Source organism: Opitutaceae bacterium TAV5, from assembly GCA_000242935.3.
Lineage (GTDB): Bacteria > Verrucomicrobiota > Verrucomicrobiia > Opitutales > Opitutaceae > Geminisphaera.
Map to the genome: position 1 here is coordinate 5,672,983 of CP007053.1, position 16,798 is coordinate 5,689,780.

Below are 16,798 nucleotides of genomic sequence, written 5' to 3' on the forward strand. Positions count from 1 at the left end.
TGTAATTTAGGAAACGAAAGCGAAATATGATGGGAATTCAGTGCATCTCTACGGCCACGCTGCCGATGCCGGGGCGGAGGTAGTTGAATCTTACGTCGGGATGGTCGGCGAGGAGCGACATCGGTACGGCGCTATCGCGGATTTTTTTCGAGATCATCAGCGCGGTCAGGCGGATGCCGAAGGGGTTGTCGTGGTGGCCGGGGTGCCAGATGCTCACGGTCTCCGCCTTCCACGTTTCCCGCGGACCGACGGAGCAGGCGCGTAGCGGAACCATCGTTACATTGCCGCCGCCCGATGTCCGGGCGTTTTGCATGATCGTGACCGGGTGCAGGCGAACCACACGGGTGGCGAGCTCCCGGTACTGCCCGGGGGAGGGGGGGGCGTCGCGGAACTCGCCTTCGCGTGGCAGGGGGTCATTGAAGGCCCAGTGCTTGATCTCGCCCTGGCCGCCCTGCATGACGACGCAGCGGGCGGCATCGTACGTGGCGGAGTAGGCGGCGAGGTCACCGTTGGGAAAATGCTGGTTGGCGGCGGGCAGCGCGAGGTCAGGGCGAATGCGGTCGAAACACAGTTCGTTGTCGCAGCGCGCGAATGAGAGGGGATGGGAAGAATCGACCGGGTTTCCGTCGTCGCCGATCCACTCGTCCATGCCCCAGAAATGGGCGTCGTGCTTTTTCAGGTCGAGGCCGAGAGCATTGACCATCTGCGCGACGATCGGGAGTTGTTCGGTCGGGCCGACGGGGCCGCAGATGCCGGCGGGGTTGTCGGGTGTGGACTGCTGCCAGGCGGCGATGTATTCGAGCGCCTGCGCGGCGTAAAATTCCTGCGGCGTGTCATGGATTCTGACGGTGAAGCCGGGTCGCGAAAGCTGTTCGAGGTCGCGGGCCGTGAGGCGGGCGGCGTCGGTGAGGATTTCGGGATCGAGGGTGGTGTAGTCCCACCATCCTTCGGCAAGTTTGCTGATCGGGCGACTCATGGGAGCGAGACAGGCTGGGAGAGCTGGTTATCGAGCGAAGTGAGGGAATGAATGTTTTCGGCGAGCAGTGCGCTCAGCGGATTGTAATCGGGCGGGCAGAAACCGAGATGCGCATGACGTCTCCAGCCTTCGGCATAAATCGGGCCAAAGGTGTGTTTCCCGGCCATCTCGCGGGCCATCGAAACCATTTCCTCGATGTAGGCTTCCATGCCCTGGGTGGTTTCGAGCCAGTTTTGCTGGCTCTGGTGGCAGGCGAGCATGCGGCGCTTGGCCGGCAGCACGGATTCGATGTCGACGAGCAGGTCGGGCTGGAATGGCACACCCAGTCCGTCGTGGAGGCCGTGCGGGGCGGCATGGTAGATGCGGACAGGATCGGAGCAAGTCGCCCGGGGCGGATGGGAGATGTGGTTGGGCATTCCCCGGCTGAACGCCGCGGTGACGACCAGGCGGCAGGTGTTCTGGTGATCCTCCATGTAGTCCTGCGGCGAATGCGTGAGAATGATGTGCGGACGGATTTCCCGAACGACCGCGCTGACGGCAGCGAGCGACTCCCGGTCATAAAACACCGCGAGATCATCGAACAGCGGGGCATGCATGGTCGCCCCGGCGACGGCGGCGGAGGCCTGGCTTTCGGCCCAGCGGATACGGGCGGTTTCCTCGCGGCTTCGTGTCATGTCGCCGCAACAGCCGTTGGCGAGCGTCCACATGTGGATTTTACAGCCCGCCGCCTTCAACAGGAGCAGGGTGCCGGAAAAACAGAATTCGATGTCGTCGGGGTGGGTGGCGGCGGCCAGAACAACAGGATGGGCGGGAAGCGTTACCATGCGACACCAGCATAAACCGGACGGCGGCGTGCGTCTTCCTCTGGCTTGCATTATACCGGTACGCAATTAACCCTGCGCGTTTCACCCTGCCTCGTCCCGGCATGGGAAATGCAATCCCGGATCGCATTTCCTGCCGGAAACCGCCTTCCGCCTCGTCCGCATTCTCCTGCCTCCAATCTGTCTCCCGATGCTTCCCGAACGTCCCAGAATCGAGCCTTTGCCGGCCGGCCAGCATGGCGTCAAGGTGACGTCATTCGAAAAATCCTGCGTGGATTCGCACTGGCATTTTCATCCTGAAGTGGAGCTGGTCTGGATCGAGAAAGGGCAGGGCGTGCTGCATGCGGGGCGGGCGCTGTTTCCCTATCAGGCGGGACAGATGGTGCTGGCCGGAGCCAATCTTCCTCACGCTTACGGGTCTCATCCCGGGCAGAGAACGGGGGCCAGATGGAGGGTGCTGCATTTTCGTCCGTCCGTCTGGGGAGAGGCGTTCTGGCAGTTGCCCGAAAACCATCGTATCCAGAAACTGATCACGAGTGCGGGGAGAGGTTTTGTCTTCACGGGCGAGGTGGTGTCGGTTTGCGCCGACCTGCTGCGAAGAATGGAAACGCGCCGGCCCGGCAACATGCCCCTGGCGCTCGTTCTGGAATTGCTGGAGCGGCTTGCGCTGGAAAAGGGTCGCTATTGTCTCAATCCCGAGCCGGTGAGCGGAGGCGAGGCGCCGGACGGAGATCCGCGGTTGGGCCGCATCCTCGCCTGGCTGGACGAGCGGGCGGGAGACGCGGAGCTGACCCAGGCGGAGGTGGCGCGGTGGATAAAAATGTCGCCGCAGTCATTCTGCCGCTTTTTCCGGCGGGTGGCCGGGCGCACGTTTCATCATCATCTCAACGAACTGCGGGTGGCGCGCGCCTGCGCCAGTCTGCTGGGCACGGAGAAGCCGGTGGGCGAGATCGCCTTCGAAGCGGGTTTCAACAACCTCTCGAATTTCAATCGTCGTTTCCGCGAGATCACCGGCCGCGCGCCGCGCGAATACCGCGAAGCGGGCGGCGGAGTGAGGGAGTAAGCCAGGTGCCTTCCGGAGGCGGGCGAGACGCCCGCGCCACGCGGAAACGGGCAGAGGCAGTTACCCGCTGATGTTACGCGGGCCGAGGTGGCACGGGCATCCTTGCCCGTGTTCCGGGTGGTGTGAAACGCTCCCGACATGGGCCGGATGCTCATGCCACTTCAGATCATGGCCAGGATGGCCATGCCACCCGTATTCCGGAAGGCAGCGCGTTGCGCCGTCCACGGGCAGGGATGCCCGTGCCACGTTGCCATCGCCAACTTCAGTTACCAGCGGTGCGGATGCGGGCCGAAGTCGGCTTCGTAGAACGGCGCGACGTGTGTGCCGGGCGGGATGATCTCGTCGATCTTGCGCAGCTCGTCTTCGGTAAAGGTGACGGCGAGGGCGCCGAGATTGTCTTCGAGTTGTTCGAGCGTGCGCGGGCCGATGATCGGGCTGGTAATGCCGGGCTGGTGGACGGTCCAGGCGAGCGCGAGCTGGGCGAGCGTCACACCCTTGCTGGCAGCGAGCGCGGACAGTGGCTCGACGACATCGTAAACGCGTTCGGTGAATCGTCTGGCCTGGATCGGGTTCGGGTTGGCGTAGCGCGAGTCGACCGGCACGGGTTGGCCGCGCCGGTATTTGCCGGAGAGGATGCCGCCGCCGATCGGGCTCCACGGGATGAGCGCGAGGCCAAAGGTGCGGGCCGCAGGGATCAGTTCGCGCTCGATGCGGCGGTCGAGAAGGTTGTAGGGCGGCTGCTCGGAGACGAAGCGGTTGAGGCCGAGTTCCTTGCTGGCCCAGAGCGATTCGACGACCTGCCAGGCGGCAAAGGTCGTCGTCCCGGTGTAGCGGACCTTGCCGGCGCGGACGAGGTCGTCGAGCGCGCGGAGCGTTTCGTCGATGGCCGTGTCGGGACGCGGGCGGTGAATCTGGTAAAGGTCGATGTAGTCGGTTTGCAACCGGCGCAGGCTGGCCTCGCATTGCTGGATGATGTGGCGGCGGGAATTGCCCTGGCAGTTGGGATCGGTGTCGTCCATCGCTCCGTGGACCTTGGTGGCGAGGAAGATCTGCCCGCGCTTGCCGTTGCGCTTGAGCGCCTCGCCGGTGAATTCCTCGCTGCGGCCGCGCGAATAGACGTTGGCCGTATCGAGGATATTGATACCCGCATCGATGGCGCGGTCGATGATCCGGATGGAATCGTCGAGTTCGGTGCGGCCGCCAAACATCATGCAGCCGAGAGTGAGCGGCGACACCCTGATTCCGGTGCGGCCGAAGAGGCGATAGTCGGTGAGTTTCATGGGAGAAGCGCTGACCGTAATCCGGATGGGAGCGGTTGGCCAGCGAATGTTCGAGGAAGGAGCAGAGGGGGTGTAATCGGAAGTGGTGGTGGCACGGGCTTCCAGCCCGTGTTCCGGCACCGGGGGGGGCGGCGCTTCGCGCCGTCCACGGGCAGGGATGCCCGTGCCACTTTTATGCCGGTTAACCGGTTTCGCCCTGCTGGCGAAATCCCTCAGCGGTTTTTCCCGTCGAGTTGATGGCCGTGCTGCACGCGGGGAACTCCTTTGGCGGCGTTGAGTTGATCGAGAACGGTCGCGAGTTTGCGCCGCTTTTCGTCGGTGCGGGCAAACATCTCCAGTTGCACCGCGCCGTCTTCGACGCCGGAAAGTTTCACGCTCACGAGGCGCAGGGGGCGGCGCTGCATCCAGGCCTGGCGGAGCAGGGGAGCGACGAGCGGATAAAAGGTCGTTTCAAGATCGTCGGGGGTGGGCAGGGTGCGAGCGACGGAGCGTTGGGTGAAATCGCCGTAGCGCACCTTGACCGTGAGCGTGCGCACCCGTTTGCCGTCGGCGCGAATGGCCGGCATGAGCTCGTCGATCATCCCCTTGGCCACGCGTTCGATGGTGGCAAAATCGCCCACATCGCTCGGAAAAGTTTCCTGTTTCGAATAACTCTTTGCATCGTCGTGTTCCGTTTCCACGGGGCGGTCGTCCTCGCCGCGGGCGGCGGCCAGCAGGTCGGGCCAGCCGTGGCCGAGGATGGTCTGGAGCTCGCGTTCACCGGATTCGCCGCGCGCGAGGCATCGCCGGGCGAGATCGGTGATGTCGCTGACCAGGCGCAGGCCGCGCGCGTGCAGCGCTTCTTCGGTCTTGTCGCCGACGCCGGGCAACTTGCCGACCGGCAACGGGGCGAGGAACGCCGTCTCTTCGCCCGGCGGTACCACGACGAAGCCGCGGGGTTTGCGGAGCTTCGAGGCGATTTGCGAGACGAGCCGGTTGGTGGCGATGCCCATCGAAACGGGAATCTGCAATTCGTGCCAGATGCGTTGCTGCAAGGCGCGGATGGCCTCCTCGATTTGTGGCACGGTCTTGAAGCCGCACATGGTCACGTCGAGATAACCTTCGTCGATGGAGTTGCGCTGCACGATCGGGGTGAGTTGTTCGCAAAGATCGAACATCCGGCGGGACACGCCGCCGTAGCTGCCCTTGTGCGGCAGCAGGATGAGATCGGGGCAGATTTTCAGCGCGCGGGCGGTGGGCATCGGCGTGTAGACGCCACAGGCGCGCGCCTCGTAGCTGGCGGAGGCGATGATGCCGCGTTCACGTCCGCCGACAGCTACCTTCTTGCCGCGATATTCCGGCTGCAGCGCCAGCTCGACCGACACGAAAAACGCGTCGGCGTCGAGGTGGACGATGGTCGGGAGCGGTCGCATGGCAGAGGCAATGTAACGACCTCGCCCGCCCGCGCCACTCCGAACCGGAGGGGCCGACGCTGCGCGCCGTCACCCCGCGTACGGAGACCTGCGGGAAGGAAACGCCCTTTCAGCGCCGGGCGCGGATGCCTTTTTCCACGTCGGGCAGGAAACCCGTGACGAGGCCGATCAGCGGCAGCCACGCGCAGACGTGGAAAACGGCATCGATGCCCTTGTAATCGGCGAGCGTCCCCAGCGCGGCCGAGCCGATGCCGGCGATGCCGAACGCGAAACCGAAAAACACGCCGGCGATCATGCCGACGCGGCCCGGGATCAGTTCCTGCGCGTACACGAGGATGGCCGAGAATGCCGACGCGAGGATGAACCCGATGATGACCGTGAACACGACCACCCAGGCCAGCCCGAGATGCGGCAGCGCCAGCGTGAACGGCGCCACGCCGAGGATCGAGACCCAGATGACGCCCTTGCGTCCGAAGCGGTCACCGATCGGCCCGCCCACGATCGTCCCCGCCGCGACCGCGAACAGGAAGACGAACAGGCACACCTGCGAAGCCTGCAGCGACACGCCGAACTTGTGGATCAGGTAAAACGTGTAGTAGTTGGTCAGGCTGACGAGGTAGATGTATTTCGAAAAAATCAGCCCGCCCAGAATGGCCAGCGCCAGCACCACCTGGTTTTTCGGCAGGCGCAGCGCGGTGGCGGCGGCATCCGTCACGCCGACGGCGGTGGATGAGGTGCGCAGCGTGATCAGCAGACGCTCCCGGTACCAGCCACCGACGCGGGCCAGCACGATGATCGCAGCCAGTGCGAGCACGGTGAACCAGAGCGTGTGCGGCAACCCTCGCGGGATGATCACTGCGGCCGCCAGCAGCGGCCCGAGCGAGGAACCGAAGTTGCCGCCGACCTGGAAAATCGACTGCGCCAGCCCGTGTTTGCCGCCCGAGGCCAGCCGGGCGACCCGCGAGGCTTCCGGATGAAACACCGACGAGCCCATGCCGACCAGCGCGGCCGCCATGATGAGCATCCCGAATCCGTGCGCCAGGCCGAGCAACACCAGCCCGACGAGCGTCAGGCTCATGCCGACGGCGAGCGAGTACGGCATCGGATGCCGGTCGGTGAAGCTGCCGACAAACGGCTGCAGGATCGAGGCCGTGAGCTGGTTGGTCAGCGTGATGAGGCCGATCTGGCGGAAGCTGAGGTCGAAGTTGGCCTTCAGCAACGGATAGATCGCCGGCACGATGGCCTGCAGGGTGTCGTTGAGCATGTGGGAGACGCTGAGCGCGACGAGCACGCCCATGACCGTGCTGTTTGCGCGGTGAGTCGTCCGGGATGTAGTCATGATGTTGATACGGATTTGCGGTCTTGCGGTTTTTCGACAAAACCCGCTTCGGCCCGTTTGCCGCCGGGGCCACAAAAAGAAGCCCTCTCCGGCAAGGAACCGGAGAGGGCGAAAATCGGATTCTTGTTCAATGCGCCTCCGGTCAGTTCGAAACGACAGCAACAACAACTACGTCCACGAGGCAGACGGAGAGATTGGCGTGAATCGGAAGACCGGCGAAATGCATGGAACGGAAAAAGGAGGCGGAATGGGTGGCCCAAACCTTTTCGGCTGTCAAGCGGGCAGCTTTTGGCGGCACGCCACGAGGAGCGGTTTCACGGTTCTGACTTGCAGAGGTTATTTTTGAACAGAAGGAAACAGAGAGAATAGAGATTTTTCGACCTTTCCAGTGGTGATCGTTCCGCCTCGCGCGCTCGTGCCCCCTGACAAGACAGAAAAGATTATGCGGCGGCGCAGAGCAGCGGAACTTTCAGACCTTTTTTACACGAAGGACACAGAGCGGCGCAGCCGCAACCGAAGTGGAGGGACGCCGCGCTTTGTGGCAGGGTCCGGGTGTGAAAACAAATAACCAGACATCCACCAGCGGGCACGGCGTCCCGGAGGCCTTTGTTAACAAATTTGGCGGGCAGATCACAGGGATACTTTGCGGATTTGACCGTGTGAGGTTCCGGGCGACGCTGAGGCTGCTGTTTCAGCCGTCGGCGATGGAAGCGTACCTGCAGGCGTGCGGGGTGCTGATCAAGCACTTCAAGCCCTTTGCCGAGAAGATCACGCAGCGCATCCGGCAGGCGGCGTGGGCGGCGGCGGAGGCGGCCGGGCGGCCGGTGCGCTACCTGGGTTGCGCGCAGCAATCGAAGGAGGAGCTTGCCCGGCAGATTGCGCGGGAGGAGGGGATTGCCAGCGGGCTGATCGCGGTGTTCAGCGCGGTCGAGCCGTGCCTGTCCTACGCGGTGCGCGGCGAGCGCGAGAGCAGGGAGATCCACCTGGTGCTGGAGAACCGCAAATGCACGCACCTGTATCACTATTACCAGCACCCCGGTTTCGGCCTGATCCACGTGCGGGTGCAGACCTGGTTTCCGTTCAACGTGGAGGTGTGCCTGAACGGGCGCGAGTGGCTGGCCCGGCAGATGGACCGCGCGGGACTGGACTACGAGCAGCGCGACAACTGTTTTGCCCGGGTGAGCGATCCGGTGCGCGCGCAGGCGCTGCTCGACGAACAGTTGAAGACCGACTGGCCCCGGGTGCTCGACGGGTTGCTCGAGCAGGCCCATCCCCTGCACGCCGAACTGGGCCGCCCGCTCGGGCAGCGCTATTACTGGAGCGCCAGCCAGACCGAGTTTGCCACCGATGTGATGTTCCGCGACGCGGCCAGCCTGGCCGGGTGGTATCCGCAGTTCCTGCACCACGGCATCCGCAGCTTTGGCAGTGCCGACGTGCTGCGCTTCCTCGGGGCGGCCTGCCCCGACAAGTTCCGCGGAGAAGTCACCTCCACGCTCAGGCGCCGGCCCGAAGGGGTGCGGCTCAAGCATGTGGTCAACGGCAACTCGCTGAAGGTTTACGACAAGCAGGGCAGCGTGCTGCGGGTGGAGACGACCATCGTCAATCCGCACCCTTTCCGGGTCTACCGGCCCAGCGAAACAGATCCGCAGCAGCAACCGGCATGGAGGTACCTGCGGCGGGGCGTGGCCGACCTGTGGCGGCGGGCCGAGGTCAGCCGCGCGGCCAACGGCCGCTATCTGGGCGCCCTGGCCAGCGTCACCGGCAAAACCCCGCTCGCCCAGGAAGCCCGGCCGGTGTGCCGGGCACGCACCGTGGACCGGCAGCGTTACCGGGCTCTCAACCCGTGGGCTCCCGCCGATGGCGCCTTGCTGGAAGCCATCAGCCGCGGCGAGTTTGCCCTCAACGGCCTGCGCAACCGCGATCTGCGCGCCTTGCTGTATCCGCCCGCCTCCACGGCCGCCGACACAAAACGCCAGGCCGCCGCAGTCACCCGCCAGCTCGCCCTGCTCCGCGCCCATGGCCTGCTCAAAAAAGTCTCCGGCACCCACCGCTGGCTGCTCACCGACCACGGCCGCAGGATCGTCACCGCTCTCCTCGCCGCCCATCAGGCCGATGTCGATCAACTCACAAAACTCGCCGCATAAAAGGCACATATAAAATCCTCTCAAAAATGTGCGAATCCCCAGGATAGCAGTACAAAGGACGCGAAGGGCGCGAAGGAGGAATGGGAGGAATGGGAGGAAGGGGCGGGGAGGCGGGCTGGTTTCTTCATGGATTTTCTGCTTCTTCGCGCCCTTTGCGAGCTTTGTGTAAATATCCGCAATCGAGAGAGGGAGGGGAGTTGCCACTGAAAACGGCGAGGAACCGGAATAGAGAGAAGGCAGAAAGGACCTTTTCAGCCTCTCTGCCTTTCCTTCGTTGCCTTCTGTTCAAAAAAACATCCCCAAAAATGTTTTTCCTGATCGGGCATGATTGTCCGGGGAAAAGGCGCCTACTCCGCAAACACAAACCGCACCCGCGCCCCCGTCGACAGGCAGCCATGGGTGTCGGCCGGCCATTGGGCGAGGCACTGGTACTCGGCTTCGTCGGGGCGAGCACAATCGAGCGGCAATTCATGTCGCACCCACGGCACATTGCGCCCGGGCGAGCTTTCCATCGCCAGCAATCGTTTCATCCAGCGGCGAATCCGGTAAAACGCCAGATAATGTTTCCCGTCGAGCTGCGCCCGGAGACGGCAGAGCTGGGCGAAACAGGCGCGCGCATCCTGCCGGGCCTGGATCAGGCAGCGCAGATCGAGCGCGCAGTCCATGAGGGCGGCGTCCTCGAGGCCGATTTCCGCGAGCAGCCCGTCCAGCGTTTCCGGCCCATCGTGAAAGGGACATCGTCCCTGGCGCGCCCCGGCCGGCGTCGATGCCGGCTGCGTCGCGGTGTCTTCCGGTGCGACGAGAAGCCGCGGTGCATCCGTCGCGGCGGTGGATTGAAATTGAAACTCGATCTCAGTCATGGGCTTGAAAAAAGCGCCTTTTGCAGAGAGCGAAAGGCGCCGGCTGATGGCAGTTGCTCGAAGGGAGCAGCTAACCTCACTTGAGGACGCTTTTCAACATCCAGACGGTTTTTTGGTGCCACTGGATGCGGCCGATCGCCAGGTCCTGGGTTTCGAGGTCCTTGGCGGCTTCGGAGGTGTCGCGGAGGGTGATCAGGTCGGCGATGACCTTTTCGTGGCCGACGATGAGGGCGGCGATGAAGTCCTTGGCGGCGACGGGATGGGAAAATTCTTCGATCCCGGCCTTGTCGGCGAGATTGCGCAGGCCGCCGATGGCGTAGTGGTCGAGGGCGCGGATGCGCTCGGCGATTTCGTCAACGGCTTCGAAAAGGGCTTCGTACTGCGACTGGAAGGCAGCGTGAAGGGAGAAAAACCCGGAGCCCTCGACGTTCCAGTGGGCATAATGGGTATTGGCCATCAGGGCATAAGAGCTGGCGAGGGCGGTGTTGAGGGAGGCGACGACGGGCGAGGCCTTCGTGGCGGAGGCGGCGGATTTGGTGATAGTCGGCATAACGGACACAAATATGACGCGAAAACCGCCATCGTCAATGAAGTGACGGGAGTTTAAGGATTGGTAACGATGGCAATTATGCGCAATGCAAGCGGTTGCGGGATCAGCCGGTTGCCGGATGATTTTCGGAAACCTCATCCGGAACCTCCGCTGACTCGCTGAAAGAAGATGCCGGGTGGGTCGCCACAAGCAGCCGTTCAAGTTGCACCGGAGCGGGAGGAGGCTGGACTGCCAGATCGGGGCGGAACCGTTTCGCGGCCGTGGCGGAGGTCGGATACGGAAGGCTGTGTCCCGGCGAGAAATTGCCTTGCCTCTCGCGTCCGCCTCCCGGCAGATGGACGGCTCCCGCGCTTCATCGAGCGCGATTCCCCTGTGCACATGAAACTGTCGATTGTTATTCCTTGCTACAACGAGGCCAAAACCCTGCGTACGATCCTCGATCGTGTGCGCGCCGCTCCGGTGGCGGACAAGGAGATCATCGTGGTCGATGACTGTTCGACCGACGGCAGCCGTGAACTGCTGAAGGGAGAGTTGGCCGGCCTCGCCGATCGGGTGATCTTTCACACCGTGAACCAGGGCAAGGGAGCCGCCCTGCGGAGTGGTTTTGCCGCTGCGACCGGCGATGTGGTCGTGGTTCAGGATGCCGACCTTGAATACGATCCTGACGAATACCCCAAGCTGCTGAAGCCGATCGTAACTGGCGATGCGGATGTGGTTTTTGGATCCCGGTTTATGGGTGGTGACGCCCATCGCGTGCTCTATTTCTGGCACATGGTCGGCAACCGGTTTTTGACGCTGCTTTCCAACATGTTCACCAATCTTAATCTCACCGACATGGAAACCTGCTACAAAATGTTCCGGCGTGAGATTATCCAGAAGATCACGATCGAGGAAAACCGCTTCGGTTTCGAGCCGGAGATCACGGCGAAGGTGGCAAAGCTGGATTGCGTGGTCTACGAGGTGGGCATCGCCTATCACGGACGCACTTATAAGGATGGAAAGAAGATCGGATGGCGGGATGGAGTGCGAGCGGTATGGGCAATTCTGAAGTATAATATTGCGAGGTGATTATGAGGAAAGTCTCCGTTGTTAGTGGCTGCTATAATGAAGAGGGGAATCTTGGCGAACTGGTCGAGCGAGTCTTTGCCGTGGCAGGGAGGTTTCCTCAGTATGAGTGGGAGTATATAATTATCGACAATTGTTCCACGGATGGCTCGGAGGCTGTCTTGCGTAAATTGGCAGCTGCAGAACAGCGGTTGAAAATAATATTTAATGTGCGCAATTTCGGGCATGTGCGTTCACCTTACCACGCCATGATGCAAGCGACAGGGGATGCGGTGATTTACCTGGCGTCGGACTTACAGGACCCGCCGGAGATGATCGCGGAGTTTTTACCCAAATGGGAGACCGGGGCAAAGATCGTGGCGGCTATCAAAAATGAGAGCGAGGAGTCACCGGTTTTTTTCTTCCTGCGCCGGTGTTATTACGCGGTGATTTCGCGGCTGTCGGACGTCGATTTGCTGCGGAACTTCACCGGATTCGGGCTCTACGACCGACAGGTGAACGATGCACTGCGGGCAATGGAGGATCCCTATCCCTATCACCGGGGGCAAATTGCGGAGTTGGGGTTTCCGGTGGAGCGGGTTAATTTCACGCAACAGAGACGGAAACGGGGAATCACGAAGAATAATTTTTATACACTCTACGATTTCGCGATGCTCGGGTTTACCAGCCACACGAAGGTGCCGCTGCGGCTGGCGGCGATGACGGGATTCGTGTTGGCGTTGCTGTCATTTGTTGCGGGCATGATTTACCTGGTGAGGAAATTGCTCTTTTGGGACGAGTTTCCTTTGGGTCAGGCGCCGCTGGTGGTCGGATTGTTTTTCCTCGGGTCGGTGCAACTATTTTTTATCGGCATCATCGGCGAGTATATCGGTGCGATTCACACGAAGGTGAGCAAGCGTCCGCTGGTAGTGGAGCGGGAGCGGATCAACTTCTGAGCCTGAATACCTATCAATGGCAAAAAACGGAGTCGACGAGAGGAAAGGGCGCGCGAAGCGCGGTCTTGCGCTGCGGATGGCTGTGACGGGAGGACTTCTGGTGGTTTTGCTGGCGGGGATGGAGTGGCGGAATCTGGGACGATTGCTGCTCGGGGCGGATGGCCGGTTGCTGGCCGGGGTGTTGTTCCTGGCACCACTTGCCGTCGCGGGGTTAGCCTTGCGGTTGCAGCGATTGTTGCGGGTGGCGGGTGAACATGAGGCGGAAGACGGCTTGCCGTTGCGGTTTCGGGAGGTGTTGCGCGTGACGTGGGGCGGACAGTTTTTCAACTCGTACCTGCCGGGGTCCACGGGCGGGGATATATACAAAATCTGCGAGTTGTGCAGGCTTTTCCCGCGCTCGTGTGCGGAAGCGGTGGCGGCGGTGGTCTCGGACCGCCTTTTCGCCTTGCTGGCGCTGATCGGGTTGGCCGGCGTATCAATGGCTGCAGTGCCGTTGCCTTGGGCACGACTGGCGGATGACGATGGCCTGGCTGTTCCCGGATGGATAATTTGCGCGATCGTTGTCATTGTCCTTCTGGCAGTGATCGCGGGCGGAGCAGCGGCAGCAGGGGCGGCGTCGGTCCGGACCTGGATCCTTCGGCTGCTGGTGCGAGTAACCGGTGTTCTGAAGCAGGCCTTGCGTTATTTCCGGGGAGGTGCCGTTACATGGACCGCGCTGGGGCTGGCCATGATGGTGCATGTGTTCAACTTCGGTCTGGTGTTCCTGCTGGCGCGGGCACTGGGCATCGGCCTGACATTTTCCGATGTGGCGGCGCTTATGCCGGTGCTGATGCTGGCGATGCTGCTGCCGGTGACGATCAACGGGCATGGCTTGCGGGAGGTGCTGATGGCAGGCGCGTTTGCGTGGTTACAGGTTAGCGCGGACGGCGGCGCCATCGGGCCGAGAGAGTGTGCGGTCGCGTTGTCGCTGGTAATGGTCGCCTGCGATCTGCTGTGTGCGACTCCGGGAGGGATATGGTTTTTGTTGCACCGGCGAAATCGCGAAGCCGGGGCGGGATGCACCGGGAGCGGGCCAGGCGATTTTTGACCTCGCCCGGCTGCGCTTTCCTCTCTGTCTTTTTCTTTCTCTTGAAAATCTTCGATCCGCTGCCCCCGACATCCGCTGCTTCATCGATGAAGGCCGTCATTCTTGCCGGCGGGCTTGGCACGCGCATCAGCGAGGAAACTCATCTGAAGCCCAAGCCTATGGTCGAGATTGGCGGGCGTCCGATCCTGTGGCATATCCTGAAGCTCTACTCGGCGCACGGGATCAACGACTTTGTCGTCTGCGCGGGCTACAAGGGTTATGTCATTAAAGAGTATTTCGCCAATTACTTCCTGCACATGTCGGACATCACGTTTGACATGGCGAACAATCGCATGGAGGTACTCGCGCGGCATGCCGAGCCGTGGCGGGTCACCGTGGTGGACACGGGAGAGGCGACACAGACCGGCGGCCGACTGCGCCGGGTGCGCGAGTACCTTGGTGCCGGAGATTTTTGTATGACGTATGGTGATGGTGTCGCAGATGTGGATGTGCGGGCGTTGGTGGCATTTCACAAGCGCCATGGTCGGCTCGCCACCATGACGGCCGTGCAACCACCGGGGCGGTTTGGTGCGCTGTCCATGGATGAAGACGGTTATGTCAGCGAGTTTCAGGAAAAGCCCCAAGGCGACGGCTCGTGGATAAATGGCGGGTTTTTTGTGCTCAACACTGCCGTCATCGACCGGATCGCCGGAGACGACATGCTATGGGAGCGGGAGCCGGTCGAGTCGCTGGCGGCGGAGCGACAACTGATCGCCCGCAAGCATCACGGTTTCTGGCAACCGATGGACACCGTACGCGACAAGAATCACCTTGAGGCGCTTTGGGCGTCGGGGAAGGCTCCGTGGAAGATCTGGTAAGATTTCCGGCCGCACAGGTTTTTCGATTATCATCCGCATGAAGATCTCCAGAAGTTTGTTTTTCCTGCTCGCCGGATTGCTGGCCCTGATTGTCACTGCCGGTGGCTGGATGCTGATGTTTTCGACCTTTCGACCTTACGATGACGAAGGGTGCCTGCTGTATCCGTTGCGCAATTTCGTGGAACACGGAGGGCTATATGGCGATATCTTCAGTTTCTACGGACCGGTGTATTCACTGTTTTATTACGCGTTGAATATTCTGGGCGTGCCATTGACCAATACGGCCGGACGCTGGGTCACCTGGATTTTGTGGCTCGGGGCGAGCGGCTGCACAGCCGGTCTGGCATGGCGGATGACGCGGGGGCGCTGGTGGGGACTCGTCGCGATGGTGGTGACCCCGCTTCTTCTGCAATCGGTGATTACGGAGCCAATTCACATGGTGAGCCTGATGGCGCTGATCATGGCGTGCATGGCGTGGGCGGGATGGGAAGCGCTGGAGCAGGGCAGGGGAGTGACATGGGCTGTCGTATGCGGGGCCGGGGCGGCGATGCTGCTCCTGGTCAAGATCAATATCGGTATTTTTGCCGTGTTCTCGATGGGGGCGGTCTGGTGGCAGTACCATGCGGATACACGGGTGCGGCGGGTGGCGCCGTGGTTGCTATCTGTGCTGGTGGCTGGTTTGATATGGGGACTTATGGGGGTGGCTATTGAGCGGCCTTGGGTCGCCATGTATGGAGCAGCGTTTGTGCTTGCGGCGCTGCCGCTGACGTGGGCGCCAAGGTTGGCGGAAGGGAATGCGATAGCGGGAACCGCCGGGGAGAGGACGGAATTGGCGTGTACCGCTGTGCTGACCGGACCATCGAGAGTGTTGATGTGGGCGGCGGTTGCGGCTGCTACGGTGATCGTCTCGACTACGGCGATAGTGATGGCAAAAGGGACGCCTCTGTCCGGCATGATGGACTGCCTGGTGTTCGAGGCCCGGAAATTTTCCAGTATCATGAGCCTGCCGTTTTCCTGGCCGCCACAGCTGGTGGTTTCGGGAGTTTGTTCGGGCGGATTGCTGGTTTTTGGTGCCTTGTTGAATCGGGCCGGGCGTCGGCAGGCGGCGGATGTGGTCGTCGTCGCATTACGCCTGATGACAGCAATGGCGTTGATGGGGGCAGCGGTGCTGATTCCGGCCGGAGAACTGCCGGCCGCATTGATGCCGTTTGCGGTGACATGGGTGTGGATTTTTGTGTGGCCTCTGGGAGTGGAGGCGGGGGGACGGGCAGTGGCAGGCGCGTGGCTATGCTGGTTTGCCTTGGGGCAGTGGCTGCATTCGTTTGCCGTGGCAGGTAGTTCGCAGATGGCGCTTTCGTCGTTTCTGATGATTCCGGTAGTGTTGGCCGGAGTGTCCGAATCGGTGCTCTGGCTTCGTACTCGTGGAATCCTGGCGGGGATATTTTCCCGGACAGTCAGGGGAGGGGCGTTCCTGACCTTGGTCGCCGGACTTTTCTGGATGGCCGGGCGTTTCGAAATGACAGGTACCCAGTATCTCGACGACCGCCATCCGCTCAACTTGCCGGGTGCGGAAAACCTGAGACTCTCCGACGAAGACACGCTGCGTTACCGGGTCTTCGCGACGAATGTGGCGGCCCATGCGGATATACTTTATTCGCTGCCGCAATTGATGAGTTACAATCTTTGGTCGGGTGTGCCCGGAGCCACGTGGAACAGCGGGGTATTGTGGTACACTGATAATGACCACCCGCTGAAGACACAGACGTTAAAAGCTCTGAAGGAGCATCCGCGATCCATGCTGATCGTGGAGGATAACGTGCTTGAAAGCGGCTACCGCTCGCAAGCGATCAGGCATGATGATCCGCTTTATTTGTATCTTAAAGATAACTACGTGCCGGTGATAACGATGGGGCGCTATAGCCTGCGCGTGCGCAAGGGTCGAATTGTCACCCCGTTGCTTGTCGCCCAGCTCGGGCATGCCATGCCCGGTGACAAGCGAAGCCTGGCAGGGGAAGCGCATCCTCTGATTCTGCGCATGATGATCCCGATGTATGCGGACCGGCGCTTGGCGAGTGTCGACATCGTCCGCATCGATCAGAGCAGGGCTCCGTTACGATCGCTTGGTGCGGAGGTGGGTCGCATTACCGTGACACCGATGGGGCTTGAAGGAGATCCGCTTGGACCGGCGCAGGAGGTGAAGTTGCCGCTCTCTGCCCAGGGAGCGATGCTGATCGAAATGGTGCTCGAAGATGATCCGGGACGATTCACAGGCGAACCGCTCATGGTTGTTTTGCGCGATCCCGACGGAATCGAAATCGGATTGGCATTCCTCAATTGTGAACAATTGTAATCTGCGACGAAATTTTCGTACGAATGACGGCTGACAATTCCATGGTCAATCTCGCTGGC

15 protein-coding genes are annotated in these 16,798 nt (G+C 61.9%); 7 read left to right on the forward strand and 8 right to left on the reverse strand.

Annotated elements, in window-relative coordinates:
- Positions 1-37 precede the first annotated feature (37 nt).
- Together OPIT5_24025 and OPIT5_24030 are read right to left on the reverse strand one after the other, a co-directional pair.
- Positions 38-976 (reverse strand): glucosamine-6-phosphate isomerase, encoded by a 939-nt coding sequence (locus OPIT5_24025; GenBank protein ID AHF92802.1) that lies wholly within the window; start codon positions 974-976, stop codon positions 38-40.
- A complete protein-coding gene (locus tag OPIT5_24030) occupies positions 973-1,800 on the reverse strand; it encodes a GlcNAc-PI de-N-acetylase (GenBank protein AHF92803.1) in 828 nt (275 codons plus the stop codon). Before OPIT5_24030 ends, OPIT5_24025 begins: the two co-directional genes overlap by 4 nt.
- Positions 1,801-1,987: 187 nt before the next feature.
- Between OPIT5_24030 and OPIT5_24035 the strand changes: the two genes are divergently transcribed.
- The gene (locus tag OPIT5_24035; GenBank protein ID AHF92804.1) at positions 1,988-2,860 is read left to right on the forward strand and encodes an AraC family transcriptional regulator; all 873 of its coding nucleotides are present in this window, start codon (positions 1,988-1,990) and stop codon (positions 2,858-2,860) included.
- 266 nt (positions 2,861-3,126) lie between these two features.
- Here the strand turns inward: OPIT5_24035 and OPIT5_24040 are convergent, their stop codons facing one another.
- From OPIT5_24040 to OPIT5_24055, 4 genes are all read right to left on the reverse strand, one after another.
- The gene (locus OPIT5_24040) at positions 3,127-4,140 is read right to left on the reverse strand and encodes an aldo/keto reductase (GenBank protein AHF92805.1); all 1,014 of its coding nucleotides are present in this window, start codon (positions 4,138-4,140) and stop codon (positions 3,127-3,129) included.
- A gap of 212 nt (positions 4,141-4,352) precedes the next feature.
- Positions 4,353-5,552: a DNA polymerase IV gene (locus OPIT5_24045; protein ID AHF92806.1), complete on the reverse strand. Its 1,200-nt coding sequence runs from the start codon at positions 5,550-5,552 to the stop codon at positions 4,353-4,355.
- 109 nt (positions 5,553-5,661) lie between these two features.
- Complete coding sequence (locus OPIT5_24050; protein AHF92807.1) at positions 5,662-6,843, reverse strand: Fosmidomycin resistance protein; 1,182 nt, start codon at positions 6,841-6,843, stop codon at positions 5,662-5,664.
- A 190-nt stretch (positions 6,844-7,033) separates the two neighbouring features.
- Entirely contained in the window at positions 7,034-7,168 is a 135-nt protein-coding gene (locus OPIT5_24055; GenBank protein AHF94723.1) for a hypothetical protein, read from the reverse strand.
- A gap of 241 nt (positions 7,169-7,409) precedes the next feature.
- Between OPIT5_24055 and OPIT5_24060 the strand changes: the two genes are divergently transcribed.
- Complete coding sequence (locus tag OPIT5_24060) at positions 7,410-9,035, forward strand: hypothetical protein (protein ID AHF92808.1); 1,626 nt, start codon at positions 7,410-7,412, stop codon at positions 9,033-9,035.
- 347 nt (positions 9,036-9,382) lie between these two features.
- On the opposite strand, the gene OPIT5_24065 is transcribed toward OPIT5_24060, so the two are convergent.
- Positions 9,383-9,895: a hypothetical protein gene (locus OPIT5_24065; GenBank protein AHF92809.1), complete on the reverse strand. Its 513-nt coding sequence runs from the start codon at positions 9,893-9,895 to the stop codon at positions 9,383-9,385.
- 76 nt (positions 9,896-9,971) lie between these two features.
- Positions 9,972-10,445 carry a ferritin gene (locus OPIT5_24070; GenBank protein ID AHF92810.1) on the reverse strand — a complete coding sequence of 158 codons (474 nt, stop codon included), beginning with the start codon at positions 10,443-10,445 and terminating at the stop codon, positions 9,972-9,974.
- A gap of 378 nt (positions 10,446-10,823) precedes the next feature.
- On the opposite strand from OPIT5_24070, the gene OPIT5_24075 reads away from it, so the two are divergent.
- From OPIT5_24075 to OPIT5_24095, 5 genes are all read left to right on the forward strand, one after another.
- On the forward strand, positions 10,824-11,513 hold the full coding sequence (locus OPIT5_24075; protein AHF92811.1) for a glycosyl transferase: 690 nt from the start codon (positions 10,824-10,826) through the stop codon (positions 11,511-11,513).
- A 2-nt stretch (positions 11,514-11,515) separates the two neighbouring features.
- The gene (locus tag OPIT5_24080; GenBank protein ID AHF92812.1) at positions 11,516-12,445 is read left to right on the forward strand and encodes a dolichol monophosphate mannose synthase; all 930 of its coding nucleotides are present in this window, start codon (positions 11,516-11,518) and stop codon (positions 12,443-12,445) included.
- Between the two features lie 16 nt (positions 12,446-12,461).
- On the forward strand, positions 12,462-13,532 hold the full coding sequence (locus OPIT5_24085) for a membrane protein (GenBank protein AHF92813.1): 1,071 nt from the start codon (positions 12,462-12,464) through the stop codon (positions 13,530-13,532).
- 86 nt (positions 13,533-13,618) lie between these two features.
- The gene (locus OPIT5_24090) at positions 13,619-14,389 is read left to right on the forward strand and encodes a glucose-1-phosphate cytidylyltransferase (protein ID AHF92814.1); all 771 of its coding nucleotides are present in this window, start codon (positions 13,619-13,621) and stop codon (positions 14,387-14,389) included.
- 37 nt (positions 14,390-14,426) lie between these two features.
- Entirely contained in the window at positions 14,427-16,739 is a 2,313-nt protein-coding gene (locus OPIT5_24095) for a hypothetical protein (protein AHF94724.1), read from the forward strand.
- Positions 16,740-16,798 lie beyond the last annotated feature (59 nt).

What these genes read in the sequence shown, in the direction of transcription:
- OPIT5_24025 (AHF92802.1), bottom strand. Translation starts at nt 976, where the DNA reads ATGAGTCGCCCGATCAGCAAACTTGCCGAAGGATGGTGGGACTACACC.
- OPIT5_24030 (AHF92803.1), bottom strand. Translation starts at nt 1,800, where the DNA reads ATGGTAACGCTTCCCGCCCATCCTGTTGTTCTGGCCGCCGCCACCCAC.
- OPIT5_24035 (AHF92804.1), top strand. Translation starts at nt 1,988, where the DNA reads ATGCTTCCCGAACGTCCCAGAATCGAGCCTTTGCCGGCCGGCCAGCAT.
- OPIT5_24040 (AHF92805.1), bottom strand. Translation starts at nt 4,140, where the DNA reads ATGAAACTCACCGACTATCGCCTCTTCGGCCGCACCGGAATCAGGGTG.
- OPIT5_24045 (AHF92806.1), bottom strand. Translation starts at nt 5,552, where the DNA reads ATGCGACCGCTCCCGACCATCGTCCACCTCGACGCCGACGCGTTTTTC.
- OPIT5_24065 (AHF92809.1), bottom strand. Translation starts at nt 9,895, where the DNA reads ATGACTGAGATCGAGTTTCAATTTCAATCCACCGCCGCGACGGATGCA.
- OPIT5_24070 (AHF92810.1), bottom strand. Translation starts at nt 10,445, where the DNA reads ATGCCGACTATCACCAAATCCGCCGCCTCCGCCACGAAGGCCTCGCCC.
- OPIT5_24075 (AHF92811.1), top strand. Translation starts at nt 10,824, where the DNA reads ATGAAACTGTCGATTGTTATTCCTTGCTACAACGAGGCCAAAACCCTG.
- OPIT5_24080 (AHF92812.1), top strand. Translation starts at nt 11,516, where the DNA reads ATGAGGAAAGTCTCCGTTGTTAGTGGCTGCTATAATGAAGAGGGGAAT.
- OPIT5_24085 (AHF92813.1), top strand. Translation starts at nt 12,462, where the DNA reads ATGGCAAAAAACGGAGTCGACGAGAGGAAAGGGCGCGCGAAGCGCGGT.
- OPIT5_24090 (AHF92814.1), top strand. Translation starts at nt 13,619, where the DNA reads ATGAAGGCCGTCATTCTTGCCGGCGGGCTTGGCACGCGCATCAGCGAG.
- OPIT5_24095 (AHF94724.1), top strand. Translation starts at nt 14,427, where the DNA reads ATGAAGATCTCCAGAAGTTTGTTTTTCCTGCTCGCCGGATTGCTGGCC.